28 protein-coding genes and 2 pseudogenes are annotated in these 26609 nt (G+C 63.5%); 15 read left to right on the top strand and 15 right to left on the bottom strand.

The genetic code is table 11. From position 1 onward, the window contains the following. Nucleotides 1-37: 37 nt before the first annotated feature. The 7 genes from NKH60_RS16425 to NKH60_RS16395 all read left to right on the top strand — a co-directional run bounded on the left by NKH60_RS16425 (nucleotide 38) and on the right by NKH60_RS16395 (nucleotide 8196). Nucleotides 38-1126, top strand: a complete 1089-nt coding sequence (locus NKH60_RS16425; protein ID WP_352452506.1) for a citrate synthase/methylcitrate synthase — start codon at nucleotides 38-40, stop codon at nucleotides 1124-1126. 200 nt (nucleotides 1127-1326) lie between these two features. After that, complete coding sequence (locus tag NKH60_RS16420) at nucleotides 1327-2106, top strand: 3-hydroxybutyrate dehydrogenase (protein ID WP_352831359.1); 780 nt, start codon at nucleotides 1327-1329, stop codon at nucleotides 2104-2106. A gap of 29 nt (nucleotides 2107-2135) precedes the next feature. Continuing rightward, the gene (locus NKH60_RS16415; protein ID WP_352817817.1) at nucleotides 2136-3245 is read left to right on the top strand and encodes a patatin-like phospholipase family protein; all 1110 of its coding nucleotides are present in this window, start codon (nucleotides 2136-2138) and stop codon (nucleotides 3243-3245) included. Between the two features lie 37 nt (nucleotides 3246-3282). Further along, nucleotides 3283-3426: a hypothetical protein gene (locus NKH60_RS16410; RefSeq protein ID WP_352452504.1), complete on the top strand. Its 144-nt coding sequence runs from the start codon at nucleotides 3283-3285 to the stop codon at nucleotides 3424-3426. Between the two features lie 122 nt (nucleotides 3427-3548). Beyond that, nucleotides 3549-4760, top strand: a complete 1212-nt coding sequence (locus tag NKH60_RS16405) for an efflux RND transporter periplasmic adaptor subunit (protein ID WP_352872718.1) — start codon at nucleotides 3549-3551, stop codon at nucleotides 4758-4760. 2 nt (nucleotides 4761-4762) lie between these two features. Beyond that, the gene (locus NKH60_RS16400; RefSeq protein WP_352872716.1) at nucleotides 4763-8038 is read left to right on the top strand and encodes an efflux RND transporter permease subunit; all 3276 of its coding nucleotides are present in this window, start codon (nucleotides 4763-4765) and stop codon (nucleotides 8036-8038) included. Then, nucleotides 8038-8196: a DUF3309 family protein gene (locus NKH60_RS16395; RefSeq protein ID WP_023678456.1), complete on the top strand. Its 159-nt coding sequence runs from the start codon at nucleotides 8038-8040 to the stop codon at nucleotides 8194-8196. The genes NKH60_RS16400 and NKH60_RS16395 overlap by 1 nt, the downstream gene beginning before the upstream one ends. Nucleotides 8197-8262: 66 nt before the next feature. On the opposite strand, the gene NKH60_RS16390 is transcribed toward NKH60_RS16395, so the two are convergent. The 5 genes from NKH60_RS16390 to NKH60_RS16370 all read right to left on the bottom strand — a co-directional run bounded on the left by NKH60_RS16390 (nucleotide 8263) and on the right by NKH60_RS16370 (nucleotide 12161). After that, nucleotides 8263-9174, bottom strand: a complete 912-nt coding sequence (locus NKH60_RS16390; protein ID WP_352817712.1) for an SDR family oxidoreductase — start codon at nucleotides 9172-9174, stop codon at nucleotides 8263-8265. A 54-nt stretch (nucleotides 9175-9228) separates the two neighbouring features. Then, entirely contained in the window at nucleotides 9229-10410 is a 1182-nt protein-coding gene (locus tag NKH60_RS16385) for an MFS transporter (protein WP_352872714.1), read from the bottom strand. A 146-nt stretch (nucleotides 10411-10556) separates the two neighbouring features. Then, entirely contained in the window at nucleotides 10557-11018 is a 462-nt protein-coding gene (locus tag NKH60_RS16380) for a cupin domain-containing protein (RefSeq protein WP_352831365.1), read from the bottom strand. A 10-nt stretch (nucleotides 11019-11028) separates the two neighbouring features. Beyond that, a complete protein-coding gene (locus tag NKH60_RS16375; RefSeq protein ID WP_292663476.1) occupies nucleotides 11029-11337 on the bottom strand; it encodes a DUF1244 domain-containing protein in 309 nt (102 codons plus the stop codon). A 26-nt stretch (nucleotides 11338-11363) separates the two neighbouring features. Further along, on the bottom strand, nucleotides 11364-12161 hold the full coding sequence (locus NKH60_RS16370; RefSeq protein WP_352831367.1) for an N-formylglutamate amidohydrolase: 798 nt from the start codon (nucleotides 12159-12161) through the stop codon (nucleotides 11364-11366). Between the two features lie 286 nt (nucleotides 12162-12447). On the opposite strand from NKH60_RS16370, the gene NKH60_RS16365 reads away from it, so the two are divergent. From NKH60_RS16365 to NKH60_RS16355, 3 genes are all read left to right on the top strand, one after another. Beyond that, nucleotides 12448-12894: a DUF1036 domain-containing protein gene (locus NKH60_RS16365; protein WP_352489443.1), complete on the top strand. Its 447-nt coding sequence runs from the start codon at nucleotides 12448-12450 to the stop codon at nucleotides 12892-12894. Further along, nucleotides 12891-14321 carry a pyruvate kinase gene (pyk, locus tag NKH60_RS16360; protein WP_352454861.1) on the top strand — a complete coding sequence of 477 codons (1431 nt, stop codon included), beginning with the start codon at nucleotides 12891-12893 and terminating at the stop codon, nucleotides 14319-14321. Before NKH60_RS16365 ends, pyk begins: the two co-directional genes overlap by 4 nt. 213 nt (nucleotides 14322-14534) lie before the next feature. Continuing rightward, on the top strand, nucleotides 14535-15617 hold the full coding sequence (locus NKH60_RS16355; protein ID WP_352471169.1) for an NAD(P)H-dependent flavin oxidoreductase: 1083 nt from the start codon (nucleotides 14535-14537) through the stop codon (nucleotides 15615-15617). 79 nt (nucleotides 15618-15696) lie between these two features. Here the strand turns inward: NKH60_RS16355 and NKH60_RS16350 are convergent, their stop codons facing one another. Further along, nucleotides 15697-16296, bottom strand: coding sequence for a tetratricopeptide repeat protein (locus NKH60_RS16350; RefSeq protein WP_352489294.1), 600 nt, complete (start codon nucleotides 16294-16296; stop codon nucleotides 15697-15699). Nucleotides 16297-16390: 94 nt separating this feature from the next. Beyond that, nucleotides 16391-16516 carry a type B 50S ribosomal protein L36 gene (gene ykgO / locus NKH60_RS16345; protein ID WP_006327841.1) on the bottom strand — a complete coding sequence of 42 codons (126 nt, stop codon included), beginning with the start codon at nucleotides 16514-16516 and terminating at the stop codon, nucleotides 16391-16393. A gap of 225 nt (nucleotides 16517-16741) precedes the next feature. Between ykgO and NKH60_RS16340 the strand changes: the two genes are divergently transcribed. After that, nucleotides 16742-17164 carry a lysozyme inhibitor LprI family protein gene (locus tag NKH60_RS16340; RefSeq protein ID WP_352817722.1) on the top strand — a complete coding sequence of 141 codons (423 nt, stop codon included), beginning with the start codon at nucleotides 16742-16744 and terminating at the stop codon, nucleotides 17162-17164. 92 nt (nucleotides 17165-17256) lie between these two features. On the opposite strand, the gene NKH60_RS16335 is transcribed toward NKH60_RS16340, so the two are convergent. The 8 genes from NKH60_RS16335 to NKH60_RS16300 form a co-directional block, all read right to left on the bottom strand. Beyond that, the gene (locus NKH60_RS16335) at nucleotides 17257-18333 is read right to left on the bottom strand and encodes a 5-(carboxyamino)imidazole ribonucleotide synthase (RefSeq protein WP_352831369.1); all 1077 of its coding nucleotides are present in this window, start codon (nucleotides 18331-18333) and stop codon (nucleotides 17257-17259) included. After that, nucleotides 18330-18827, bottom strand: a complete 498-nt coding sequence (purE, locus tag NKH60_RS16330) for a 5-(carboxyamino)imidazole ribonucleotide mutase (RefSeq protein ID WP_023678468.1) — start codon at nucleotides 18825-18827, stop codon at nucleotides 18330-18332. The genes NKH60_RS16335 and purE overlap by 4 nt, the downstream gene beginning before the upstream one ends. Before the next feature lie 124 nt (nucleotides 18828-18951). Continuing rightward, nucleotides 18952-19785, bottom strand: a complete 834-nt coding sequence (locus tag NKH60_RS16325; RefSeq protein ID WP_352831371.1) for an anti-sigma factor family protein — start codon at nucleotides 19783-19785, stop codon at nucleotides 18952-18954. Beyond that, nucleotides 19782-20342, bottom strand: coding sequence for a sigma-70 family RNA polymerase sigma factor (locus tag NKH60_RS16320; protein ID WP_352817726.1), 561 nt, complete (start codon nucleotides 20340-20342; stop codon nucleotides 19782-19784). The genes NKH60_RS16325 and NKH60_RS16320 overlap by 4 nt, the downstream gene beginning before the upstream one ends. Nucleotides 20343-20367: 25 nt before the next feature. Further along, nucleotides 20368-20715, bottom strand: a complete 348-nt coding sequence (locus NKH60_RS16315) for a cupredoxin domain-containing protein (protein ID WP_352540268.1) — start codon at nucleotides 20713-20715, stop codon at nucleotides 20368-20370. 11 nt (nucleotides 20716-20726) lie between these two features. Then, entirely contained in the window at nucleotides 20727-21671 is a 945-nt protein-coding gene (locus tag NKH60_RS16310) for a metallophosphoesterase family protein (RefSeq protein ID WP_352452518.1), read from the bottom strand. A gap of 168 nt (nucleotides 21672-21839) precedes the next feature. After that, nucleotides 21840-23045 (bottom strand): aminotransferase class V-fold PLP-dependent enzyme, encoded by a 1206-nt coding sequence (locus NKH60_RS16305; RefSeq protein ID WP_352831373.1) that lies wholly within the window; start codon nucleotides 23043-23045, stop codon nucleotides 21840-21842. 23 nt (nucleotides 23046-23068) lie between these two features. Continuing rightward, nucleotides 23069-23530 (bottom strand): RidA family protein, encoded by a 462-nt coding sequence (locus NKH60_RS16300; protein ID WP_352872708.1) that lies wholly within the window; start codon nucleotides 23528-23530, stop codon nucleotides 23069-23071. Between the two features lie 190 nt (nucleotides 23531-23720). Here NKH60_RS16300 and NKH60_RS16290 point away from each other — a divergent pair. The 4 genes and pseudogenes from NKH60_RS16290 to NKH60_RS16275 all read left to right on the top strand — a co-directional run. After that, nucleotides 23721-23885, top strand: a pseudogene (locus NKH60_RS16290) (co-chaperone GroES); the annotation flags it as partial. A 64-nt stretch (nucleotides 23886-23949) separates the two neighbouring features. Then, a complete protein-coding gene (groL, locus tag NKH60_RS16285) occupies nucleotides 23950-25605 on the top strand; it encodes a chaperonin GroEL (RefSeq protein ID WP_352872706.1) in 1656 nt (551 codons plus the stop codon). A 135-nt stretch (nucleotides 25606-25740) separates the two neighbouring features. Continuing rightward, nucleotides 25741-26076: a hypothetical protein gene (locus NKH60_RS16280; RefSeq protein ID WP_352872704.1), complete on the top strand. Its 336-nt coding sequence runs from the start codon at nucleotides 25741-25743 to the stop codon at nucleotides 26074-26076. Nucleotides 26077-26155: 79 nt separating this feature from the next. Then, nucleotides 26156-26332: pseudogene (locus NKH60_RS16275) on the top strand (transposase); the annotation flags it as partial. Between the last annotated feature and the right edge of the window lie 277 nt (nucleotides 26333-26609).

Genomic DNA, 26609 nt, shown 5'->3' with positions numbered 1-26609 from the left:
CTTATCTACCACCCGGAAAGGGTCAAGGAGAAAACCGATGGCGAATGGGCTCGATGATGTTGTGGCGGCGGAAACGGTGCTCTCCGATGTCGACGGTCTTGGTGGCCGCCTGACCATCCGGGGCCATTCGTTGCCCGAACTGGCAGGTCGCTGGAAATACGCCGAGGTGGTTCATCTGCTGTTCGACGGCTTTTTCGACGATCTTCCCGACGGCAGGGAGCTGGCGAACGCGATCGGTCGGGCGCGCAGCGAAGTGTTCGAGCAGATCAAACCCTTGCTGCCGTTTCTCACATCCGTCGATATCTACAGCGCGATGCGCGCCGGTATTGCCCTGCTGCCGGATGGTGACAAATTGTCGGACGCGCTGCGGCTGGTTGCGGCACCTGCCGTGCTGACGCCGGCCTTGCTGCGCTTGCAGCGCGGCGAACGCCCGATTGCGCCCGATAGCAAGGCCGATCATGCCGCCGACATGCTGCGGATGCTGACCGGCATTGCGGCCTCGCCTAAATTGGCGAAGGCGCTCGATGCCTATTTCGTGACGGTTTGCGACCATGGCCTCAACGCATCGACCTTCGCCGCGCGCGTGGTCTCTTCAACGCAGGCCGGGCTTACTTCGGCGGTGCTGGCCGGGCTCGGAGCGCTCAAGGGGCCGCTGCATGGCGGCGCGCCAGGTCCGGTGATCGAGATGCTGGATGCGATCGAGGCGCATGGCGACGCCGCCGGCTGGCTGCGTAGCGAGATCGCGCGTGGCCGCCGCATCATGGGCTTCGGGCATCGCATCTATCGCGTGCGCGATCCGCGTGCCGACGTGCTGAAAGCGGTGGTGCGCCAGCTCGGCGCCAGGGGCGAAAGCGGCCACCGGCTGGCCTTTGCCGAAAGCGTGGAGCAGGCGGCGCTCGAAGTGCTCCGCATCGCCAAGCCGTCGCGCTCGCTCCAGACCAATGTCGAGTTCTTCACAGCGCTCCTGCTGGAAGCGGCGGGCTTTCCGAAAGAGGCGTTCACCAACGTCTTTGCTGCCGGGCGCGTCGCCGGCTGGATTGCCCATGCGCGCGAGCAGCAGACGAGCGGACGGCTGATCCGGCCGCAGTCGCGCTATATCGGGCCGGTGCCGGACCTCGTCGCCTGAGGATTTTTCCCTCGCATACTTGCGAAAACCGGTCGCAACAGCCGGTGCCGAACACCTCTCTCGTCGGGACGAGAGAGGTCTACATGACAAAAATTTCATGTCATTGCTCCACACATCCGCTGTTCTTGGGTGACAGAGAGCCTATATGTTGCAGTGCAGCATGGTTCACGGGAGCCCGCCTCGAAAGGAATAAAGCCGCCTTGACCGCCAGAAAAACCGCCATCGTCACCGGTTCCACCTCGGGCATCGGCCTGGCCATTGCCCACGCGCTCGCGGCCGAAGGCTGCAACGTCGTCGTCAATTCCTTTTCCGACACCGCCGACGATCACGCCATCGCCGACGCGATCGCGAAGCACCACGTGGTGAAGACCGTCTACGTCAAGGCCGACATGTCGAAGCCGGCCGAGTGCCGGGCTTTGGTGGCGAAGGCAGCCGAGGCATTCGGCTCGGTCGACATCCTGGTCAACAACGCCGGCATCCAGCATGTCGCGCCGGTCGAAAGCTTCCCGATCGAGAAATGGGATGCGATCATCGCCATCAACCTGTCATCGGCCTTCCACACCATCGCAGCCGCCATCCCGTTGATGAAACAGGCCGGTGGCGGCCGGATCGTCAACGTCGCCTCGGCCCACGGCCTTGTCGCTTCGCCGTTCAAGTCGGCCTATGTCTCGGCCAAGCATGGCATTATGGGCTTGACCAAGACTGTCGCCCTGGAGCTGGCGCGCGACAAGATCACCTGTAATGCCATTTGTCCGGGCTATGTGCTGACGCCGCTGGTCGAGGCGCAGATCCCCGACCAGATGAAGGCCAACAAGATGGACCGCGAGACGGTGGTCCGTGAGGTCATGCTCGACAGGCAGCCTACCAAGGAGTTCGTCACCGTCGAGCAGGTTGCGGCGGCCGCGGTGTTCCTATGCTCGGATGCGGCGGCGCAGATCAACGGCACGCACATCTCTGTCGACGGCGGCTGGACCGCTTAGTGAGGCTTCCAGCGGTCAAGGGCCACGCCATGCCGAAAAACGGCAAGGCGGAAGAGCCAAAGAAGATCAATGTCGCGCTGCAAGGCGGCGGCTCGCACGGGGCGTTTTCCTGGGGCGTGCTCGATCGGCTGCTCGAGGACGGGCGCCTCGACATAACGGCGGTTTCGGGCACCAGCGCCGGCGCCATGAATGCCGTGGCGCTGGCCGACGGCTTTGTCCGCGGCGGTGTCGAGGGCGCGCGGCGGAAGCTCGACGATTTCTGGCGTGCGGTGGCGGCAAAGGGCCGCTTCAGCCCGGTACAGCGCATGCCCTGGGACGTCGCCTGGGGCAATTGGTCGATCGAGAACACGCCCGGCTATTTCCTGTTCGATACGATGTCTCGGGTATTTTCGCCCTATGTCGCCAATCCGCTCGCCATCAATCCGCTGCGCGACGTGGTCGAACGTGAGATCGATTTCGACAATGTGCGCGCCTGCAAGTCGATGGAACTGTTCATTTCCGCTACCAATGTCGAGACCGGCCAGTTGCGGGTCTTCTCGGACGGCGAGATCGACCTCGACACAGTGATGGCGTCGGCCTGCTTGCCGCAATTGTTCCGTGCCGTCGAGATCAAGGGCGTGCCCTATTGGGATGGCGGTTATGGCGGCAACCCGGCACTGTTCCCGTTCTTCAAGACGGCGGCCACCGAGGACGTGCTTTTGGTGCAGATCAATCCGGTGGTCCGCGAGGGAACGCCGAAGAGCGCCAATGAGATCCAGAACCGCATCGACGAGATCACCTTCAACGCCGGGCTGTTGCGCGAATTCCGCTCGATCGCCTTCGTCAAGGAACTGATCGCCGCCGGCCGATTGCCGCACGGCGAATATCGCGACATCCGCATGCACCGCATCGATGCCGACGAAGCGTTCAAGGATCTGTCGGCATCGTCCAAGGTCAATGCCGAATGGGCGTTCCTTGCCTATCTGCGCGACCTCGGCCGCACCGCAGCCAGTGATTGGCTGGAAGAAAATTATGACGCCGTCGGCAAGCGGCCGACGATCGATCTGTCCGGCGAACTCGACGACGGCTTGAAGCCTTTGCGCGGGCCGGCGCCGGGTCGGCGGGTCAAGGAGTTTCTTGCGGCGCGCAAGCAGCCCTAGGCCGCCCGCCGTCCGGCCTAGCTGCTTCGCAAAGCAGATGGCATTCGCAATCTGTCCAATCATCCTGACACTTGCTGCCATGCCGCTGTTTTGGCAATCAACAGCCGATGCTGCGGCCGCATCTTTGCGGACAAAGCAACAATCCATCAACTTTTCTGACTATATTGCGATGCAACTTTGAGGTAGAAGCGCGCTTCGCCGATCACGGCAATTTGAATACGGCCTCGCGCGCACCCATATCGGCGACGCGCCCCAAGTAGAAGATGCGGCCTGGCCGAACCCCGCGCACTGGAAAAAATGACGATGCCGAAATTCAGGTTTCACAAGCTTGCAGCCATTGTTGTGCTCATCGGGTTCGCCGGCTGGATGGCGACAGGCGAGTTCTCGTCCGTCGGCAGCGCGTCCGCCGACAACAAGCCCAAGGCAGGAGAGGTCGAGCAGCCCAAGGCAGCCGACGCAGGCAAGCCCCAAACTGGTAAACAGGGGGCTGCCAAGCCGGGGACCGCCGAGGCGGAACAGCCCAAGGCGCCGTTGCGCACGGTCGCGGTCATAGCCCCGCCGCGGCGCACCTATGCACGCGCTATCCGCATTTCCGGACTGACCGAAGCCGACAAGCGCGCCGTCCTGGCGACACGCGTCGCCGGCGTCATCGACAAGCTGCCGGTCAAGCAGGGCCAGCACGTCAAGACCGGCGACCTGATCCTGATGCTTGCCGCCGAGGAAAAAATCTCGGCGGTCGACAATGCCAAGCAGCTTGTCGTGCAACGTGAGGCAGAGCTGGCTGCGGCCCTGGGGCTGATGAAAACCGGCAATCTGCCCAAGTTGCAGCTCGACACAGCCCGCTCCAACCTGACGCTGGCCAAGTCGCTACTGGACGCAGCGCAAGCCGAACTCGACCGCAACGAGGTGAAGGCGCCCTTCGACGGCGTTATCGACCGGGTACCGGTGGAGCTTGGCAGTTCCGTGATGCAGGGCGGCGAGGTGGCGACCATTCTGAAGCTCGATCCGGTGATCGCCCGCGGCGAAGTCAGCGAACGCGATCTCGGCTATCTGAAGATCGGCGACAAGGCCGATGTGCGTCTGGTCAGCGGCCAGAATGTCGAGGGCACGGTGCGCTACATCAGCCGCGATGCATCTTCGGCAACCCGTACCTTCCGCGTCGAAGTCGCCATCCCCAACGCCGATGGTTCCGTACCGGCCGGCATGACGGCAGAAATTGCGCTCAGCGCCCAGCCGACCGACGCCGTCATGCTGCCGCGCTCGGTGGTGACGCTCGGCGACAAGGGCGATCTCGGCATTCGCGCCGTCGACAAGGACGACAAGGTCGTGTTCTTCCCGATCGACCTGGTCGACGACACGCCGACCGGCCTGGTGCTCGGCGGCATGCCGGCCGACGCCCGCATCATCGTCGCCGGCCAGGAACTGGTGAAGGAAGGCGAAGTGGTCAAGCCGGTCGAAGCCGACCAGGCGACCATCCAAAAGCTGTTGGGCGAAGCGACGACCGGGACGCAGTAATCATGGACATCGTCAAACTTGCAATCAGCAATGCCCGGCTGACCATTTCGGTCCTGGTCTTTCTCATCCTTGCTGGTGCGGTCGCTTACCAGTCGACGCCGAAGGAAGCGGAACCCGACGTTCCGATTCCGATGATGTATGTCAGTCTGATCTACCAGGGCATCTCGCCGGAAGACTCCGAGCGCCTCCTGCTGCGGCCGATGGAAGCCAAGCTGAAGAGCCTGAAAGGCCTCAAGGAGATGCGCTCGGCCGCCTTCCAGGGCGGCGGTTATGTGCTCGTTGAATTCCAGCCACAGACGGATCTCGCCACGGCGCTGCAGGACACGCGCAGCAAGGTGCAGGACGGCAAGGCCGACCTGCCGCAAGCGGCTGAGGAGCCCGTGGTCTCCGAGGTCAACATCTCCGAGTTCCCCGTCCTGGTCGTGACGCTGTCGGGCGAGGTGCCTGAGCGTGTGCTGACGGCGGCGGCGCGCGAGCTGCGCGACCGCATCGAGGAAGTGCCTGGCGTGCTCGAGGGCTCGCTGCAGGGTGCGCGCGACGACCTCGTCGAAGTGGTCATCGATCCGATGAAGCTGTCTTCCTACGGGCTGCAGCTCGACCAGTTGATCGGTGCGGTCGGCGCTTCCAACAGTCTTGTCGCCGCCGGCAACATCGAAGGATCCGAGGGCAAATACGCGGTCAAGGTGCCCTCGCTTATCGAGACACCAGAGGATGTGGCGGCGCTTCCGGTCGTCGCCGGCCCCAATGCGGTGGTGCAGGCCAAGGACATTGCCACCATCCGCTCCACATTCAAGGACGCCGAGACGGTCACCCGCCTCGACGGCAAGCCGGCGATCGCCATCGAGGTGAAGAAGCGCATCGGCTCCAACCTGATCGATACGATTGGCAAGGTCAGGGAGGTGTCCGACGCCTTCATCAAGACGATGCCGGAGGGCATGCACGTCACCTACACGCAAGACAAGTCGGTCTTCGTGAACCAGTTGCTCGGCGACCTGCAGAACCACGTGATGATCGCCGTCATCCTGGTGTTCATCGTCATTCTCTACGCGCTGTCTGGCCGTGCCTCGCTGCTGATCGGATTGGCCATCCCATCATCCTTCCTGATCGGCATCCTGTTGCTGGCAATGATGGGCTACACGATCAACATGATCGTGCTGTTCAGCCTCATCCTGGCGGTCGGCATGCTGGTCGACGACGCCATCATCGTCACCGAATTCGCCGAGCGACGCATGAGCGAGGGCATGCCGAAGGAGCAAGCGTTCGCGCTTGCCGCCAAGCGCATGGCCGGCCCGGTCATCGCGGCGACGATGACGCGCATTGCCGCCTTCTCGCCGCTGTTGTTCTGGCCGGGCATTATCGGCGACTTCATGAAGTACATGCCGATCACGCTGATCGTGACGCTCTCGGCCTCGATGCTCTATGCGCTGGTCTTCGCGCCGACGCTGGGCGCGATATTTGCCAAGGCGCCGGCCCATCACCCCGACGACAATCGCGACGGCTGGTACATGGCCGTGGTCAAGCAGGCGGTGCATTATCCCATCACCGTGCTTGTCCTCACTGTGGCGCTGTTGTTCGGCGTCGGCTACGCCTATTCGAAATTCGGCGCCGGCGTCGAATTCTTCCCGAATGTCGAGCCTGACTACGGCCTGCTCTACGTCCACGCCCGCGGCAATCTTTCGCTTGCCGAAATGGACTCGGCCACCAAGACCGCGGAAAATCGCCTGCTCGGTTGGCCGGGCGTGAAGTCTGTCTATACCCGCGTCGGCAAGACGCAGGGCGGCGGCCAGGATGTTCCGGAAGACGTGGTTGGCGTGATCCAGTACGAATTCGTCGACTGGCGCGAGCGTAAATCGGCGAACTCAATCCTGGACGAACTGCGCGGCGTTATGGCCGGCATTCCCGGTGTTGACGTCGAGGTTCGCGTGCCGGAAGCCGGCCCGCCTACCGGCAAGCCGATCCAGATCAGGCTTTCGGCCGTCGATCCGAAGGGCCTTGACGACAAGGCCCGCGCCGTCGCCGCGCGCATAGCCAAGGTGCCCGGCGTCATCGATATTTCCGACGGCCTGGCGCCGCCCGGCGTCGACTGGGCGCTCGAGGTCGATCGCGCCAAGGCGGCGCAGTACGGCATCAGCCCAACCGCGGTCGGGACGGTCGTGCAATTGGTGACCAACGGGCTGAAGCTCAGCGAGTACCGGCCCGCCGGCGCCGACGATGCAGTCGACATCAGGCTGCGCCTGCCCGAGGATCGGCGCACGCTGTCGACGCTCGACGAACTCAGGGTGCAGACCGCGCAAGGCTCGGTGCCGATCTCGAACTTCGTCGTGCGCAAGCCGGAGCCGACGGTCGGTATCCTCAACCGCATCGACGGTGCGCGAACGGTCGTCGTCCAGGCCAACGTCGCCGCCGGCGCCCAGGTGGCTGCCGTCCAGCAGGAGGTCACCAAAGCTGTCGCCGACATGAACCTCGGCAGCGGCATTCGCTGGAAGCTTGCCGGTTCGAATGAGGACAGCGCGGAGGCTGGTGCCTTCCTCAGCAAAGCCTTCGGTGCGGCGATCTTCCTGATCTTCATCGTGCTTCTGGCGCAGTTCAACAAGTTCACCAGCGTCTGGCTGGTGCTGTCCTGCGTGGTCATGGCGACGATCGGCGTGTTCCTCGGGCTGCTGCTGACGGGAGAGGCATTCGGCATCGTCATGTCGGGCATCGGTGTCATCGCGCTGGCCGGGGTGGTGGTGAACAACAACATCGTGCTGATCGACACCTATGACCGGTTGCGCGAAGAGGGCTGGGACAAATACGAGGCCGTTCTGCAGACCTGCCGCGAGCGTGCCCGCCCGGTGGTGCTGACGGCGGTGTCGGCGATCCTCGGCGTGCTGCCGATCGCCTTCGGCCTCGGCCTCGAAATCTTTCATCACGAGACGACGATCAACGCGCCGTCGACGCAATGGTGGATTTCGCTGTCCTCGGCGATCGTCTTCGGGCTGTCCTTCGCCACCGTGCTGACGCTGGTGGTGACGCCGTCGATGCTGATGGTGTTCACTCGCGCCAAGGTCAAACCCGGTGCGCGTCGGGGCTGGTTCAGCCGCCTGTTCGGGCGTCGCAAGGCCGAAACCCCGTCGAAAGGCCTGGACGCCGATCTGGGCGCCGAACCGGCGATCGCCTTCCCGAAGGCCGCCGAACAGAGTCCGGATCGCGGTCCTGATCAAGCAAGGCCGCCCGGGAACAATGGGCGGCCTTCTGCATTGTTCCGTCATTGCAACCTCAAAGCGAGGATTTTCTGATGACGATCAGCACCATTCTCATCATTATCCTTATTCTTATTCTGATCGGCGCGGTTCCGGCGTGGCCGCATTCGCGGTCCTGGGGTTACGGACCATCAGGCATCGTCGGCGTCATCCTGATCGTTGTCCTGGTGCTGCTGTTGATGGGCCGGATCTGAGCGCAACCTTCCTCCCCGACCAGCGGCGGATGACCGTGAGGCCATCCGCCTTTTTTTGGTTTGTTGTCAGGCAACTTTTTGCGTCGTTTTGATCGTGGCGATGCCGATATCCTCGAGCGCTTTCGACACTGCATTTTCCAGCGGCGTGTGCGGGATCGTACCGATAACGCTTTCCAGCCTGCCTGAAACCAGCCGGTGCGGCTCGAAGCGGAGATAGGACATCGAAACGATCTCGCGCCACATCGCCACGAACGGGCCGCCGGCACGCAGCACCCACCACGGCATCGACGTCAGTTTCAGCGAGCGCCCGAGCGCCTTCTCCGCGGCCGCCTTGATCTGCAGGTCGGTCACCGCATGGCCGGGAAAGTTCAGCGCCTCGTAGAAGCCGAGTTTGTCGAGATTGTCAGCCAGCCCGACGAAGGCCTTGGCCAGGTCGGGCAGATAGGCCCATTCATGCACGAGATCGACCGGCCCTGGGGCGGTATAGACGCCCTTGGTCATCTTGGCGGCAACAACCAGATCGAACCACGATCCGCTGCCGGTGCCGCCGAAGAAATCACCAGCGCGCAGCAGGATCGTGCGCACCAGACCTGCATCAGCCTCGCGGCGAAACAGATCTTCCATGGCGACGCGGATACGGCCCTTTTCCGTCGTCGGGCGAAACGGCGTGTCTTCGGCGATCACCGCCGGCATCTGCGAGCCGTAATAGTAGACGGTGCCCGGGAAGAGATGCAGCGCGCCGTTCGCCCGGCAGGCAGCCATCACATTCTCGGCCATCGGCAGGCATTTGCTCCAGTCGGTGTAGAGCGGGTTGAGGCCGTTGAAAATGATATCGACGCCTTCGGTCGCGCGGATCAGCGCAGCACGGTCGAGCGCGTCGCCGGCGATCGCCGTGGCGCCTTTGAGCTCGGCCGGCACCTTGCCGCTGCGGGTGATGGCACGGACATCGTAGCCGGCATCGATGAAGGCCTTGGCCACCGTGCGGCCGAGGCGGCCATTGGCGGCGGATTTCCTCTACGAAGAGTTCAAGCGCTATTCAGCCGGTGCAGGCTCGGCAGCGAATTCGGCACGGTGAGCGAGGCCGGCCATCACCAGCACGACGACCAGCAGCCCGGACAGAGCGACGAAGATCGGGCCGAAGCTCGAGTGCTCGGCGATGAAGCCGATCGCCGACGGCGCCACCAGAATGCCTGAGTAACCCATTGTGGTGACGACGCTCATGCCGGTGCCGGACGCCATGCCCTCCTGGTTGCCGCCGGCCGAAAAGATGATCGGCACCATGTTGGCAATGCCGAGGCCGCAAAAGGCAAAGGCGGCAATGGCCAGCCAAGGCGAGGGAGCCAGCCCGGCCACCAGCATGCCGGCAGCAGCGGAAAGGGCCGAGGCGCGCAACGTCGTAACGGCACCGAAACGGTTGCGGACGCCATCGCCGAGGAAGCGCATGACGGCCATGACACCGGAAAAGGCGGCATAGGCCAGGCCTGCGACGGCAAGATCGGCGCCGAGTTCCTGCCGGAGATACAGCGCTGCCCAGTCGAGTACCGCGCCTTCGGAGATCATCGTCAGCAGCGCCATAAGTCCGACCAGATAGACCAGCGGGTTTGCCGGCGGCGCGAATTTGTGGTGCTCGGCGACCGGGTGCTTGTCCTCGGCGATCAGGTAGCGGATCGCAACGGCGATTACGGCAAAGGCAAGAGCCGTCACCACTGTCGCATGGGCGAGGTGACCGTAGTTCTGGAGGGCGAAACCGCCCAAAGCGCCGCCAGCGAAACCGCCAAGGCTCCAGAAGCCGTGCGAGGACGACATGATGGCACGGGACAGCCGCCGTTCGACTGCCACTGCATTGGCATTCATGGCGACGTCCATGCCGCCGATCGAACCGCCGAAGATGAACATGGCGATGGCTGCAAGGGGCACGTTGGGGGCCAGAGCCACAACCAAAAGGCCGAAGCTGCCGGCAAGTCCGAACCAGCGCAGCACCGTGCGCGAGCCATGCTTCGAGATCAGATGGCCGCACCAGGTCATGGCAGTGACGGCGCCGGCACCGAACAACAGAATCAGCAAGCCGAGCGTGAACCTCGAAATGTCGAGTCGCGTCAGGAACACCGGGATCTGCGGCGCCCAACTGCCGGTCAAGAAGCCGTTGGCAAGGAAGATGCCGGCCACTGCCCAGCGTCCACGAATCGCGATCTGCGTGATTTTCTGCGCGTCCATTGGGTAGAATCCGGTCCGGAAATGGCGTTGCGCGGCAAATTAGATCGATTCAATTCACAGTCAAGCGCTCTTCGCCGAAAGTGCTTGGACCAGACGCTACGTCCTCTCGCGTCGGCCAACCATCTCGGCGGTCCACTCCGAAATCCCTACGGCTCGAGATAAGACGCGCCATCCTTGTGCACAAACCGGCCGTCAGCGTTGGTGCTCATCATGTCGATGTCGGAGCAGGTGGCGACGTCGTCGGGCCAGCGCGAACCGACTTCGAGATAGATCGCCATCCCGCCCGATTTATTGATCATGTGATGGCCGTTGCCTGATCCTTTCGGAAAGGCCGCGCAATCACCGGCGCGCAGCACCGTCTCGCCGGCATCTTCGACGAGCGTCAGCTCGCCTTCAAGCACGTAGACGAATTCGTCTTCGTGCGAATGCCAGTGGCGCTGGCTCGACCAGTTGCCCGGCGGCAGGCGCATGAGATTGATGCCGAAGTCGGTGAGCCCGCCTGCGTTGCCTAGCCGCTGGCGCACGCGTTCGGCACAGGGTGCATCGAACGGCGGTGGATAGGATGAGCCCTTGCGTCCGGGCACGTCGGCAACGTCAATCTTAGGCACGGCGTCCTCCCTAGTGATCCCTAGGGCGCCTTGCCTCGAACTCGGCCTTCTTGGCGTCGGAGGCTTCGACCTGGTTCAGTGCCTGCCACTCGGCATAGGGCATGCCGTAGATGATCTCGCGCGACTGTTCCTTGCTGAGTTCGACACCTTCGGCTTGCGCCGCATCGCGGTACCAGTTGGACAGGCAGTTGCGGCAGAAGCCGGCGAGGTTCATCAGGTCGATGTTCTGTACGTCGGAACGCTCGCGCAGATGCGCGACCAGCCGGCGGAAGGCAGCGGCTTCGAAATCGCGCTTTTGTTCGTCGCTGAGTTCGGTCATGTCATGTTGGCCTCCCTTGGGCCTCATCATACCGGCCCGGTGCGAGAGCCGAATATTTTCACCGCATGTATATCGGCACGTCGATCTATCGCGTCAACGACCGGCGCCAGCCGTTCGGCCCAGGCGAGGGCACCCTTGCGGTCGGCGATCAGGTCCTGGCGGACCTCGAGCAGCGCATGGGCAAAGCCGTTGACGATGGCGTGCCTGAACATGGTATCGCCGCGCAGTGCGCCGTCATAGGGTTCGTTGTCGCCGACGATGAGGCTCTTGTCCTCGGCGAGTATGTCGATCAGCGGCCGCGCAACGCGGTCGTCCAGGTCCCACAATATGCCGGCGTGCCACGGCCGCACGAATCCCTGCATGGTCGGTGTGAAGGAATGCACCGAAAAGATGAAGGGTGCCTGCGCGGATGCTCGCGCCACAGAGGCGATCATGGCGCTGACGGCATCATGATAGGGGCGGTAAAAGCGGTCCAGCCGTCTTTCGCGCTCCTCCGGGGCAATGGGATAATTTCCCGGGATGATGGTGCCGTCATAGAGCTGACGAATCAGCGTTGGATCGTCTTCGCCGCGATTGGGGTCGATCAGCAGTCGCGAAAAATTGGCAAGCACGGCCGGAACGCCGAGCAGACTTGCGAGTTCGCGGGTTACAGTCTCGACGCCGATGTCGTAGGCGATGTGGCGGTCGAACTCCGCCGCCGGCAGGCCGAGACTGCCATACTCCTCCGGCAGGTCGCGGCGGGCGTGATCGGCCAGAAGCACCATGCCGCGCTTGCGATCGCCTTCGACGATATCGAAAGGCGCGAAAACTGTGGATCGGGTCATTGGCGGGAAAGGTCTGTTCGCTGGCTTTCGGGGAGGGTGGTATCGTCATTCCACGAAGAGAACGCTTGCGCAATGCCGTTGTTTGGCCACGGTTTCTGCCAAAAAACTGAGCAGGGGCGACCGCAAGCGCGCCAGAGCCTTCTAAATCGATTGGAATTGGACAGATCGGCGCGTTGACATGCGTACGGACTTTTCCGAAAAGGGGCGTTGAGAGATGCAAATGTGGTTCTTGAGGGGTTTCAGGATGGGTTTCGCCGGCAGGCTGCGTGTGCGCCACGCCTTGGCCATGCCGCTCCTGGTACCGGCCATGGCTCTTTTCGCGGTGATTTCGGCCTCGCCGGCACGGGCCGATTTCCGGGTCTGCAACGCCACGCAGAACCTGGTCGGTGTCGGCATCGGCTATCGCGCCAAGGCCGGCTGGATCACCGAAGGCTGGTGGCACATCGAAGGATCGAGCTGCAAGACGCTGATCGAGGGACCGTTGTCATCAAGGTTTTACTATCTTTATGCAGAAGACGCCGAGCGCGGCGGACGCTGGGATGGCCCGATCAACATGTGCGTGGCCGAAAAAGAGTTCAAGATCGCCGGCGTTACCGATTGCGTCGCCCGGGGCTTTCAGCGCGCCGGATTCCAGGAATATGACACGGGCGAGCAGGCAAGCTGGATGGTCCAGCTGACTGACGAGCCCGCAACGGATGGCGCTCCAGCCGCCCCGGGAACAAACAGTCAATGAGACGCAGCCGCAAGGTCAAGATCCTCGCCACCATCGGTCCGGCCTCCTCGTCCGAGGAGATGCTGAAGAAGCTGTTCGAAGCCGGCGCCGACGTGTTCCGCATTAATATGAGCCACACCGACCATGAATTGATGCGGACGCTTGTCGGCCGCATTCGTGCCGTCGAGGAGGCGGTCGGCCGGCCGATCGGCGTTCTCGCCGACCTGCAAGGGCCAAAGCTGCGCGTCGGCAAGTTCGCCAACGGCAAAGAGGTGCTGACCGTCGGTCAGACCTTCACGCTCGACGACAATCCCGAGCCCGGCAATTCGACGAGGGTCTACCTGCCGCATCCCGAAATCCTGCGTTCGGTCGAGGCTGGTCATCGCCTGCTGATCGACGACGGCAAGCTCGAGCTCAAGGCGGTCAGCAGCAACGGCAAGGCGATCGTCTGCACCGTCGTCGCCGGCACCACCATTTCCGACAAGAAGGGCGTCAGCCTGCCCGACACCGACCTGCCGGTCGGCGCGCTGACGGAAAAGGACCGCCGGGATCTCGACGCGGTTCTGGCGACCGGCGTCGACTGGGTGGCGCTGTCCTTCGTGCAGCGGCCCGAGGACCTGGCCGAAGCGCGCAAGATCGCACGCGGCCGGGCGCTGATCATGGCCAAGATCGAAAAGCCGCAGGCCGTCGCCCGGCTGGCCGAGATCATCGAGCTTTCGGATGCGCTGATGGTCGCCCGCGGCGATCTCGGCGTCGAGATGCCTCTCGAAGCCGTGCCTGGCATTCAGAAGCAGATCACCCGCGCCGCGCGCCGTGCCGGCAAGCCGGTGGTGGTCGCCACGCAGATGCTGGAATCGATGATCACCGCGCCGGTGCCGACGCGGGCCGAGGTGTCGGACGTGTCGATCGCCGTGTTTGAAGGCGCCGACGCGATCATGCTTTCGGCGGAGTCCGCCGCCGGCGCCTATCCGGTCGAGGCGGTGGCGATGATGAACCGGATCGCCACCAAGGTCGAAACCGACCCGACCTATGCCGGCATTATCAACGCGCAACGCTCGGAACCGGAAGCGACCGGAGCCGACGCGATCTCGCTCGCCGCCCGCGAAATAGCCGAGACGTTGAAGCTGTCGGCGATCATCACCTATACCGCGTCCGGCACGACCGGCTTGCGCGCCGCGCGCGAGCGGCCGCAAGTGCCGATCGTGGCGCTGTCGCCGATCCTCAACACGGCGCGGCGGCTGTCGCTGTTGTGGGGCACGCATTGTGTCGTTTCCCCCGACGCCAGCGACCTCGACGACATGGTCGACCGCGCCTGCCGCATCGCCTTCGATGAAGGTTTCGGCAAGCCGGGCGACCGCGTCATCATCACGGCCGGCGTGCCGTTGAGGACGCCGGGCTCGACCAACATGCTGCGCATCGCCTATGTCGGATCGGAAGTCGGCCGCTAATGTCGGCCGCGGCTGCCGGATAGGCCGGCTGCATGGCGCGTCGTAAACGCGGCGGCCCGGTGCATTGACGGCAGTTGGGCTGCGATCAACGCCGAACTCCGCCAGCTTGCATCAGCCTGTGGCCGGCCGTGAAGCGGTTCGAAGGCCCTATCCGATCTTGAGCTGGAAGTCAGTTAAGGTAATCTCTCCTGGGAGAAAGAGGAGGGTGATCCAATGTGGATGCGCACTGATCTTCTGGAACTCCTCGGCATTGAGCACCCGATAATCCAGGCGCCGATGAGCGGCATCACCACGCCGGAACTGGCGGCGACAGTCAGCAATGCCGGGGCGCTTGGCTCGCTCGGATGCGGCATTCTGCCTGCGGCGGCTATCCGCGAGCAGCTCACGGCGACACAGCACGCCACCAATCGTCCGATCAACGTCAACTTCTTTGCGCACCCGGCGCCGATACACGATGATGCGGCAGCCCAAAGTATGCGAGACCGCCTTCGCGGCTCCTATGAGGAGGTCGGCCTCGGACCGGTGCCCGAGCCGGGCGAGCCCTTCCCCACCTTCGATCGTGAGCGTCTCGAAATTGTGCTCGAGCTGCGCCCCAAGGTGGTCAGCTTCCACTTCGGTCTACCCGACACCGCAATTGTGCAGCAGTTGAAGGCGGCCGGCTGTACTGTCTTGTGTTCGGCCACCACCGTCTCGGAAGCGCGCCAGCTTGAGGCAGGAGGGGTGGACGCCATTATCGCCCAGGGATACGAGGCGGGTGGGCATCGCGGCACATTCACTGGCGACCCTGCTATCGGCACAGCCGGCACTATGGCACTCGTACCGCAGATTGTTGATGCCGTGCGGGTGCCTGTAATTGCCGCCGGCGGTATCTTCGACGGTCGCGGCATTGCTGCCAGCTTTGCACTTGGTGCATCTGGTGTGCAGATCGGCACGGCTTTCCTGGCCTGTCCTGAAGCCAATGTGCAGCCAGTCTATCGCGTAGCATTGCGCTCGGCCAACGACGAGAGCACGTCGGTGACTCGCTGCTTCACTGGCCGCCCAGCGCGCGTGGTGCGCAACCGGTTTGTGATGGAAATGGCTGGTGAGGAAGATGCAGCGTTGGCGTTTCCGCTGCAGGCGAGTCTGGTCATGCCGCTTTCGATGGCAAAGGATGAAAGCAAGCGGGCTGACTTCTTGCCCACTTGGGCCGGGCAGGGCGTTGCGAAGCTGCGGGAGATGCCGGCCGCCGCCCTTGTGGAGAAACTCGTCACAGAAGCAAACGGCATAGATCGGGCCTATAGGGGAGTAGGGGAGTAGGGGAGTAGGGCGCATGTGTTCCACAGTGCAATCTGCACCTCTCACATACTACCCTATTCCCCCTACTCCCTTACTGGTCTCAAATGCCTTCGCCGGCAAGCTCCTCGGAAAGTGCGGCGACCTGGTCCTGGGCGCTGCGCATCATTGGGTAGATGCCGAGCACGCGCTGCCAGGCCTCAAGTGCCGACTGCTTGTGGCCGGTTTCGGCCATGATCTGAGCCAGGCCCGAAAGCGCGCCGAAATGGCGTGGTTCGAGCTGCAGGGTGCGGTCGATGTCCGCCATCGACTTCCCGTAGTTCTTCATCATGAAATGAACAGTGGCGCGCCGGTTCCAGCCTTCCGCATAGGTCGGCTGCAAAGTCACAACCTGATCGAGGAAATCGAGTGCAACATCGAATTTCTGGTTTTCGATCGCCTTCTGCGACCATTGCATCATCAGGTCGATAGAGGCGCTGCCCGACTGGGACCACTCGCTGCCGATCCGTCCGGCGATGCGCTCGGCCGCCTTTTCATTGCGTTCGCGCTTGAGATCGGCAAACAGCTGATCGAGCCGCGCCTGTTTCGTCTTGACGACCGGAGGTGCTGCCGGCGGAGTTGTGGTCGGATCTTCAGCCCACGCCGGCAGCGAGACAGCGCCGGAAACGAGGAAGGCCGTGAAAAATGCAAAAAGAATCCGCATCGCGGGAATCTAGCCCCCGACGCCGGATCGTCAAACTGAATTTAGCGTGAGAGTCGTATCATGCGAACGGAGGCGCGCAGCCTCCGTCGAAAACTCAACCCTGGCGCGCCTTGTAGCGCGGCGCGGTCTTGTTGATGATGTAGACGCGGCCCTTGCGACGAACCAGCTGGTTGTCGCGGTGACGCGCCTTCAACGCCTTGAGCGAATTCTTGATTTTCATGGTCTTGCCCGTCGGTCTGGGCCCGGTCACGGGCCGAATTATTAAGGCGCGCCCACAGACGCGCCTTTGAACTGTGCGTGGCTCATAGACGAGGAGCGTTGCCCGTGTCAACCGCAAGCGCGTTGCCTAAACGATACGGACCGTTTCGTATCATCAAATATCCGTCACTGGCGTTGCGCAGGCTTGAGACGGCTGGAATGATGCGGTTGCGAATTGGAGATCGTCATGCGCCGAATTCTTGTGTCCGCCTGTCTTGTCGTCCTCGCGGCAGGTTCTGTTGCCTATGCGCAGGAATGCGACCGCAACGACGACAGCCAGCAGATGATGAACATCTGCGCCGACGCGGACTACAAATCCGCCGACGCCAAGCTCAACAAGGCCTACCAGGAAATCATCGGCGGAACTGACGCAAAAGCCAGGAAGCTGTTGCAGACGGCGCAGCGCGCCTGGATCGCTTTTCGCGACGCGGAATGCAGCTATTCGGCCGCGGACAGCGAAGGCGGCTCGATCTATCCGATGCTGATATCGGAATGCCTGACGCGGCTGACCGACGATCGCACCAAGCAGCTCACCGCCGATTCGACCTGCGCGGAAGGCGATGTTAGCTGCGCCAGCCCCGACGAGGACGAGAGCGGCGAAATCCAGTAAGCGTAGGTTCTAACTTTGTGTTTGAGCATGATCTTTTCCGAAATCCGGATTCCACTTTTCGCTAGCGCGGACCTTCGGTTCGGGATCATGCTCTAGCTGCGGCGGCTCACGCGCGTAAAATGGCCCATCTTGCGGCCGGGCCGCGCCTCGGCCTTGCCATAGAGGTGCAGCATCAGATCGGGCTCGGCGAGTAGCTCAGGAACGCGCCTGACATCGTCGCCGATCAGGTTTTCCATCACGCAGTCGAACTGCCGGGCGGGATTTCCCAGCGGCAGGCCGGCGACGGCGCGGATGTGCTGCTCGAATTGCGAGATGGTGCAGGCGGCCTCCGTCCAGTGGCCGGAATTGTGGACGCGCGGCGCTATCTCGTTGGCCAACAGCGAACCGTCGGCAAGGACAAAGAATTCGACGCCGATGACGCCGACATAGTCGAGCGCTGCAAGGATCTCTGCCGCCGCCGTTTGAGCCGCAGCCGCCGTCTCGGATTTTACTCCGGCCGGCAGCGTCGAGCTGTGAAGAATACCGTTGCGATGGACATTCCACGCTGGATCGTAGGCGGCGAGCGAGCCGTCGCTGCCGCGCGCGGCGATCACCGAAATCTCGCGCTCGAAGGTGACGAAGGATTCCAGGATCAACGGCACGTTGCCCATCGCCTCGCAAGTGCCGGCAAAGCCGCCTGTTTCCATGTTGCGGAAGACACGCTGGCCCTTGCCGTCATAGCCCATGCGGCGCGTCTTCAATATGCCGCTGCCGTTGAACTGTTTCAGCGCAGCCGTCAGTTCCTCGTCATTGTCGACGGGGCTGAAATCCGCGGTCGGTATGCCGGTGCCGTTGAGGAATTTCTTTTCCGCCAGCCGGTCCTGCGCCACTTCCAGTGCGCGTGCCGGCGGATAGACCGGCACCGTAGAGGCAAGTGCCGCGGCGGCCGCGACCGGTACGTTCTCGAATTCATAAGTAACGACGGCACTGGCCGCAGCCAGCTCGCTAAGCGCGGCCGCGTCGTCATAGGCGGCGACGATCTGCCGGTTGGCGACCTGTGCCGCCGGGCAATCCGGCTGCGGCTCCAGCACGACGATGCGGTAGCCGAGGCGGGCCGCGGCCATCGCCAGCATGCGGCCAAGCTGGCCGCCGCCGATGATGCCGATGCTCGATCCCGCCGGCAGGCTCACGGCGCGTCCGTGGGCTCGGCGGCCACCTTGGCGGTCTGCGCGGCGCGCCAGCTATCCAGCCGGGCGGCGAGCTTTTCGTCGCTCAGCGCCAGCACCGCGGCGGCCAGAAGGGCAGCGTTGGCGGCGCCGGCCTTGCCGATGGCCAAAGTGCCGACCGGAATGCCGGCCGGCATCTGCACGATTGATAGCAGCGAGTCCTGGCCCGACAGCGTCTTTGATTCCACCGGCACGCCGAACACCGGCAGCGGCGTCATCGCCGCCGTCATGCCGGGCAGATGCGCCGCACCGCCGGCACCGGCGATGATCACCTTGTAGCCGGCCGCCTTGGCGCCCTTGGCGAAGTCATAGAGCCGGTCGGGCGTGCGGTGGGCCGAGACGATCAGCCGCTTGTGCGGAATTCCAAGCGCCTCCAGCGTTTCGGCGGCGTGGCGCATCGTCGCCCAGTCGGACTGGCTGCCCATGATGATGGCGACGTCGGCGCGGTGATCGTCCAAGCTTCTGCTCTCCGGCGGCAAAAGCGCGCATTAGCTGAAATCGAGGGGAGCCGCAAGGATGGCCGGAAACGGCAAAGCCGCTTGTGCCGTCTCCGTGGCTACGCACATGGACAGGGTCGGTCTGTCATCGGGCGGCCGCTGCTCGGAAGCGGTTGACGAAGTCGTCAAGTTCAGGCCGTTCGGTATCGGAAATCGCCCAGTAGGAAAAGGCGCTGTCGCTCCAGTGGACCAGCGAGAAGCCACCAGCAGAAAGATCGACCGGTCCGGCTGTCGAGCCGGTTTCCTCGGGCGCGGCGACGAGAGTGATCAGGTGCTCGCGGTGCCTGTAGACCAGTGCCGGCACTGGCTGGTCGGCGATCACCTCGACCCGGCCGCCGAGCAACGCGAAGCCGTCACTGGCAAGGTCAGGTGCCGGCGGCGACAGGCCGACCCTGCCATCCAGCCAGGGTTTGACCGTGTGCCGGTCCGACGAGACGACGTCCACGGGGCTGGCTGCCAGCAGGCTGCGGCGATGGCCGCTGGCGACCGCGGCGGCAAAGCTGTCGGGCGCCCTGCTCAGCATCATCCATTGCGTCGCACCGCTGGCCAGCACGGCGGTAACGATGATCGACGCCGCCAGCGCGCGCCAGTCGAACGCGCCAAATCGGTGCACCGCTCTGTGTGCCGGCGGCACTCGAGCGACGGGCGCCGGCGCCGGCAGCACTTTCTCCGTACCGGCTGTCCCGATTGCAGCGATGCGAGCCTTGAAATCCTCACGGACATCGAGCCTCGGCAGCCCGCTGACGACCGTCTGCAGCGCAGCGATGCGGGCATGCTCGGCGGCGAGCGCCGGATCGGCCGCGATGCGTCGCTCGACAGCCAATGCTGCTGCTGCGTCGAGCTCGCCATCGACCAAGGCATGGATCATCAGCTCCACGCCCGCCGGGTCATCGGGCAGTCCATCGTTGTGCGCGCTCATGGCGCCCTCCCAAGTTGGGATATCAGCAGACCGCGCGCCCTCGCCAGTCGCGACATCACCGTGCCTAGCGGCACGCCAAGCAGCGTCGCGATCTCGCGATAGCTGAGGCCGTTGATGTCGCGCAGCACCACAGTCTCGCGAAATTGGTGCGGCAGCGCGGCGATCGCCGCCTCGAGTGCGGCCGTGTCGGCCTTGGCGATCAGGCTTGCCTCAGGACTATCCGTATCCGGCAGGCCGGCGCCATATGCAGCCGTCATGTCATCGAGGTCGCTCAGGTCGCCGACGGCGACGATACTGCGCGGCCGGTTGCGCGCCAGCCAGGAGTAAGAGGCGTTGCGCACGATCGCCAGCAGCCAGGCGCGCGCATTGCCGCCGGCATAGCCGGCGATGCCCGCATGCGCCTTCAAACAGGCCTCCTGCACCACATCCTCCGCGTCGGCGGCGTTGCCGGTCAGCCAGCGGGCAAGCGCAAGCGCATCCGCGAGATGGGGCAGAACCACCTCGCGAAAGCGCTCGGTCGCGGCCTCTTGGTTCAACACCGTCGCATCGCCCGGCATCCCGGGCAGAACCTTCCGAAAATCCTCACGGAGCGACGGTGATCCTGCCCTGCATGTGCGGGTGAAGCCCGCAGAAATAGGCATAGTCGCCCACTTTGGTGAAGGTGAAGGCATATGTGTCACCGGTGTCAAGCGCCTTGGAGCGAAACGAGGCATCGTTGGCGACCACCAGATGCGGGATGTCGTCGTCATTCTCGAAGGTCACGGTAGTGCCCTGCTTTACCGTCAGCACCGCCGGCGTGAAGGCAAAGTTCTCGATCTTGACCATTGGCTGGCCTGCTGCGTTCAGTGGCATGGCAACCATTATCAGGATCGCCGCCAAACCGAACGTGACAGGGGATACGACCAAGACGCGGGATGGGAAGCGGATCATCGCATTTCCCCTCAGGCCAGCGTGCTGTCGATGATGGCGAGGTCCTGCCCGCCTTGCTTGACTGTCACGCTGCTTGTGCCGAGCAGGCTGCGCAACTGGCCGGCAGGTACCGTCATCGGCCCGGGTGAGGCTGCGGTGCCCGGCGCCGGTTGCGGGAAAGCGGTCGAGCGCGCGGTATGAAAGGTAACGTTGCCTTCGACCTTCTGCATGATCTGGTGGATATGGCCGTTGAGTACGGTGACAGAGCCGAAGCGCTTGAGCAGCGCCAAGGCCTGCGCCGCGTCGTCGGTGCCCCAGCCCCATTCGGGATAAACAGCCCATAGCGGGATATGGGCAAAGACGACGATTGGCGTCGAGGCGGTGACCGCCTTCAGATCATCGGCCAACCATGCCAACTGGTCGGCGCCGAGATTGCCCAGCCCGCCAGCCTTCAGGTTGACGACGTTGACCAGCCCGATGAAATGGACGCCGTTCTGGTCGAACGAATACCAGCCAGCGCCCTTGGTGCCCTTGCCGTAGCGGTCGAGATAGGCCTGGCCATTGCCGTCATCGATCAGGTCGTGCTCACCGGGCACATAATGCACGTCGAAGCCTGCGCCGCCGATGATCTGGGCAGCGTTGTCGAACTGCGCGGCTTTCGACAAATGGGTGATGTCGCCGGTGTGGATCATGAAAGCGGGCTTTTGCGGCAACGCCTGGATCTTGCCGATGGCCTCCTTCAGCGTGTCGATGGCGTGCGGGTTGGCAGCCTTGTCGAAGCCGATGTGGCTGTCGGAGATCTGGAGGAAAGTGAAGCCGGTGGCCAAGGCCTCGGCGGCTTGCGACGCACCGAGCAGGCTGAGCGAGACCGGCACGCCGGCCGAAATTGTCCACAGCACTCCCGTGCCGGCCCAGATCATGCATTCCAGTGCATGACGGCGGCTGATGCCGTCAGCTTCATTGTCGTGGTGGTGGATCATACCGGTCTCCTGCACGCCGGAAATGGCGTCTGTTTGGGAGACCAATGGGCGGGGTGGTTTATTCCGCCCGAAGACTAAAAGTTCATTCACACTGCCGTGATGGCGCACTGGCCCGATGCGAAGCCGGTGCTGGAAGGCACTGGCTCGACCACGCTCTGGCGATGTCTAGTCCGGCCAGCGCAGCGCTCCGGCGGACTGCTTGCGAGCGGGTTTCATCGCATCGGTGGGCCGATCGGCAGCAATCAATACCGCCCGCAGGCGTTCGGCAACGATCTCCGCCTCGCCGGGATGGAGATTGCACGGATCAAGGAAGAAGTGACCGCGCTCGACCTCGTGGTTGCGCACGATCACGGGCGGCGAACCCGCCGCAAGCGCCGAGGCGAGGCCGGCGGCGGTGAAGCGGCTTTCCGGCGCAACAAACACCTGCAGGCGGTCGAGAGGATTTCCGGTCGGATCTGGAATGATACGTGCCTCGATGCCAGGCAGGTCCTGCAATGCGGTTTGCCACAGATGCAGTGCGGCTTCTTCCCGCTGGCGAATGCCGGCATGGTCGCGCCGCTCCCAGGCTTCCAGGGCCGCCATGGTGCCGGCAATGCTCTCCTTGCCGACCTTCATGGCGCGCGCAACGCCGCGGTTCTGGAGATAGGCGGCCCGTACCAGATCCTTGCGGCCGGCAACGATGCCGCTTGTCGGCCCTGAGAGAAATTTGTGCCCGCTGTAGACAACAATGTCGGCGCCGCGCGCCAGAAAGCCATGCAAATCGTATTCCGAGGCGGCGTCGACGATCACCGGCACGCCCTTGGCGTGGCAAATCTCGCAGAACTCCTCAAGCGAGAGCATGCCGTATTGCACGGTGTGGTGCGCAACGACGTAGAGGGCTGCCGCCGTCCGGTCCCGGATCGCCTCGGCAACATGATAATCCTGGGTGACGCTGACCGTGCCGGCAGGCACTGCCTTGGCTCCGGCAAGCCGGATCGACTGGTCGATCGGCGCGCCGTAATTGACGATGTGACCAAGCTGAACGATGACCTCCGATTTGAGGCCCTCGGTGTCGTCCGGCAGCCGCTCGATCGCAAGAAGGCTGGTCCCGGTCATCGCGCCGGCAATTGCCATTGTTATGCCGCTGGCGCAGCATGCGGTGATGAAGCCGGCCTCGCCGCCGGTAAGGCGTGCAATCACCCTACTTGCGGCGCGCTGCAGATCGTCCATCTCGACCCATTGCGAGGCCATTTCCGACATTGCGGCAATCGCTTCTGGCACGATGATCGAAGCACCGAGTGCCGTCATCGTGCCGGAGACATTGATGATTGGGCGAAGGCCAAGTCGTTCGCGGATTGTCGTGTTGGAACGGTCAGCGGCATAGGTCGTCATCTCTGTAGATCCTGTTTAAGATTTCAGGCGGCGATCTCGACGACCGCCTCGATTTCAACTGTGATGTTGCCCGGCAGCGAGCCGACACCGATCGCGGAACGGGCATGTCCGCCAAGCGTATCAAAGACGGCCGCGAAAAGATCGGAACAGCCGTTCACCACCTTGGGGTGCTCGCTGAATGTCGGCGTCGCATTGACAAAGCCAAGCAGCTTGACGACGCGCACGATGCGGCCGAGGTCGCCGGCCGCCGCATGCATGACGGCGAGCAGGTTCAGGCCGGTCAGACGCGCATGCCCGTAGGCCTCTTCAACGCTGACATCCTCGCCGACCTTGCCGGTGCAGAGCGCGCCATCGGCGCGCAACGGCCCCTGGCCGGAGAGGAAGATCAGCCGTCCGCTCTCGGCATAGGTGACGAAGTTGGCGATGGGCTTCGGCGGCTCGGGCAGTGTCAGGCCCAATTCCGTGAGCCGGGTGTAAGGCGTCATAAAAGCTCCTTGCGACAGCTTTCGCCGTCCGATGTCAAAAATGCGAGGCGCGAAACCGCGCCAGAAAACTGCGAAGGCGTTCATTGTCGAACCCCGCCGCCAGAATCTCGGCGGGTGGTCCGACGGCACTGACGCCGCCATCCGCCATGAAAACGATGCGGCTCGATGCGTCGCGCGCAAAAGCCATTTCGCCGTCGGTTCCGGCGCCCGTGACGAAGCCGGCAAGCTCGTCCCGCTGGACGTCAAGGCCGGCGACCGCATCCTGTTCGGCAAGTGGTCGGGCACCGAAGTCAAGCTCAATGGCGAAGACCTTCTGATCATGAAGGAAGCCGATATCATGGGCGTCATCGGCTGACACGCCGCCGCCTTCATCCGCACCATCCAATCTGAATTTCGGGCGAAATGCCCAGGAGTAAAAAATGGCTGCCAAAGACGTAAAATTTTCTCGCGATGCCCGTGAGCGCATGCTGCGCGGCGTCAACATCCTCGCCGACGCCGTGAAGGTCACGCTCGGCCCCAAGGGCCGCAACGTCGTCATCGACAAGTCGTTCGGCGCACCGCGCATCACCAAGGACGGCGTCACCGTCGCCAAGGAAATCGAGCTTGAAGACAAGTTCGAGAACATGGGCGCGCAGATGGTCCGCGAAGTTGCTTCGAAGACCAACGACATCGCCGGCGACGGCACCACGACCGCGACCGTTCTGGCGCAGTCGATCGTCCAGGAAGGCCACAAGGCGGTTGCCGCCGGCATGAACCCGATGGACCTGAAGCGCGGCATCGACCTCGCGGTAACCGACGTCGTTGCGACGCTGATCAAGAACGCCAAGAAGATCAAGACCTCGGAAGAGGTCGCCCAGGTCGGCACCATCGCCGGCAATGGCGACGAGTCGGTCGGCTCGATGATCGCCGAAGCGATGCAGAAGGTCGGCAACGAAGGCGTCATCACGGTTGAGGAAGCCAAGACCGCCGAGACCGAACTCGAAGTCGTCGAAGGCATGCAGTTCGACCGCGGCTATCTCTCGCCCTACTTCGTCACCAACGCCGACAAGATGGTTGCCGAGCTCGAGGACGTCTACATCCTCCTCCATGAGAAGAAGCTCTCCAACCTGCAGGCCATGCTGCCGGTCCTCGAAGCCGTCGTGCAGACCTCGAAGCCGCTGCTCATCATCTCGGAAGACGTCGAAGGCGAGGCTCTGGCCACGCTGGTCGTCAACAAGCTGCGTGGCGGCCTGAAGATCGCCGCCGTCAAGGCGCCGGGCTTCGGTGATCGCCGCAAGGCCATGCTGGAAGACATCGCCATCCTCACCGGTGGCCAGGTCATTTCCGAAGACCTCGGCATCAAGCTCGAGAATGTCGGCCTCAACATGCTCGGCCGCGCCAAGAAGGTGTCGATCTCCAAGGAGAACACCACCATCGTCGACGGCGCCGGCAAGAAGGAAGAGATCCAGGGCCGCGTCGCCCAGATCAAGCAGCAGATCGAAGAGACCACCTCGGACTACGACAAGGAGAAGCTGCAGGAACGTCTCGCCAAGCTGGCGGGCGGCGTTGCCGTCATCCGCGTCGGCGGTGCGACCGAGATCGAAGTCAAGGAAAAGAAGGACCGCGTCGATGACGCCCTGAACGCGACCCGTGCGGCCGTCGAAGAAGGCATCGTTCCCGGCGGCGGCGTCGCCCTGCTGCGCGCTTCGCTGGCCATCACCGTCACTGGCGCCAACTCCGACCAGACCGCCGGCATCAGCATCGTGCGTCGCGCGCTGCAGGCTCCGGCCCGTCAGATCGCGGCCAACGCCGGTGCGGAAGCATCGATCGTTGCCGGCAAGATCCTTGAGAACAAGGGCGCGACCTTCGGCTACAACGCCCAGACCGGCGAATATGGCGACATGATCGCCATGGGTATCGTCGATCCGGTCAAGGTCGTGCGCACGGCTCTCCAGGACGCGGCCTCGGTCGCCGGCCTCCTGGTCACCACCGAAGCCATGATCGCGGAGGCTCCGAAGAAGGAGTCGGCTGGCGGCGGCATGCCGGGCGGCATGGGCGGCGGCGGCATGGGCGGCATGGGCGGCATGGATTTCTAATCCAGCCAATTTCGCAAGCTTACGAAAGGGCGGCAAGCAATGCCGCCCTTTCTTCGTGCCCATTGCGCCGGTTGTCGGCGACCCGCAAGCCGGGGTATATGCCCGCCAAGGGTTGTGCTTATGTTTGGACGGATAATGCCTTTTTTCCTGGGGCTGGTTTTACTGTTGGGCAGCGGCTGCGCGCGCAGCGATGATGGTACGGTGGTTATTCCGAGATCGCTTGATGCCAGGCGATTCTTTGACAAAGAGCCGCCACCCCTGCAGCAGCCACAGATCGAAACCATCGTGTTTCCGGTTGCGCCACAGGAGCCGGAAAGGCTCGAACCGCGCCGTACGGCAAGTCACAAGACATCAAACAGACGTGCATCGCGGGTCGCAAGTCCTCCGCTCTCCTCTTCCGAGCCGCACAAGCTGCTTGTCTGCAAGAACGTCAGCGAGCCGGGCAAGCGGTACCGTATGGTTTGCGAATAGGGCACTTGGTTTGGCCAGCGTTCTACCCTCAGAGGGTCGCGGCGCCTGGCGCATCGTCTGGAGCGTCGCCGGCATCGTGGTTTATCGCAAGCTGCGCAACTTCCGAGCCGGCATCGAGGCCGACATCTCATGCCTCAAGCGCGCTTACGGCTTGGCGCGCTGCACGTGGCGCGGCCTTGACCACTTTAAGACCTACGTCTGGTCCTCGGTCGTGGCCTACAATCTCGTCCTCTTCACGCGCCTCAAGCCGACCTGATGCTGACCCCTCGGATTTGCGTCGCACCGGCAACAGCCGGCTCGTGGGCGTGCGCGGGTTCGCGCCCACAACACCTTTCCGACGAGACCGTCCCACGTCCTGCCCATACCGCTCAACGCCCATCAACGGCCACAAGCCATTGCAAATGCTCGCAAAAAGAAGCGTTTGTGGATTTTGTGGACGGAAACTAGCCTAGTGGATTGATTCCAACGCTTGGTGCCCGCGTTTGACTGCTGCAATGATCTCATCGGGATCTGCTTTCCAGACGAATGGCCGC

The sequence above is a fragment of the Mesorhizobium sp. M1006 genome (genome assembly GCF_040318825.1).
Taxonomy (GTDB): domain Bacteria; phylum Pseudomonadota; class Alphaproteobacteria; order Rhizobiales; family Rhizobiaceae; genus Mesorhizobium.
Note: the sequence above shows the minus strand (reverse complement) of the source record. Positions and strands in the feature narration are given on the sequence as shown.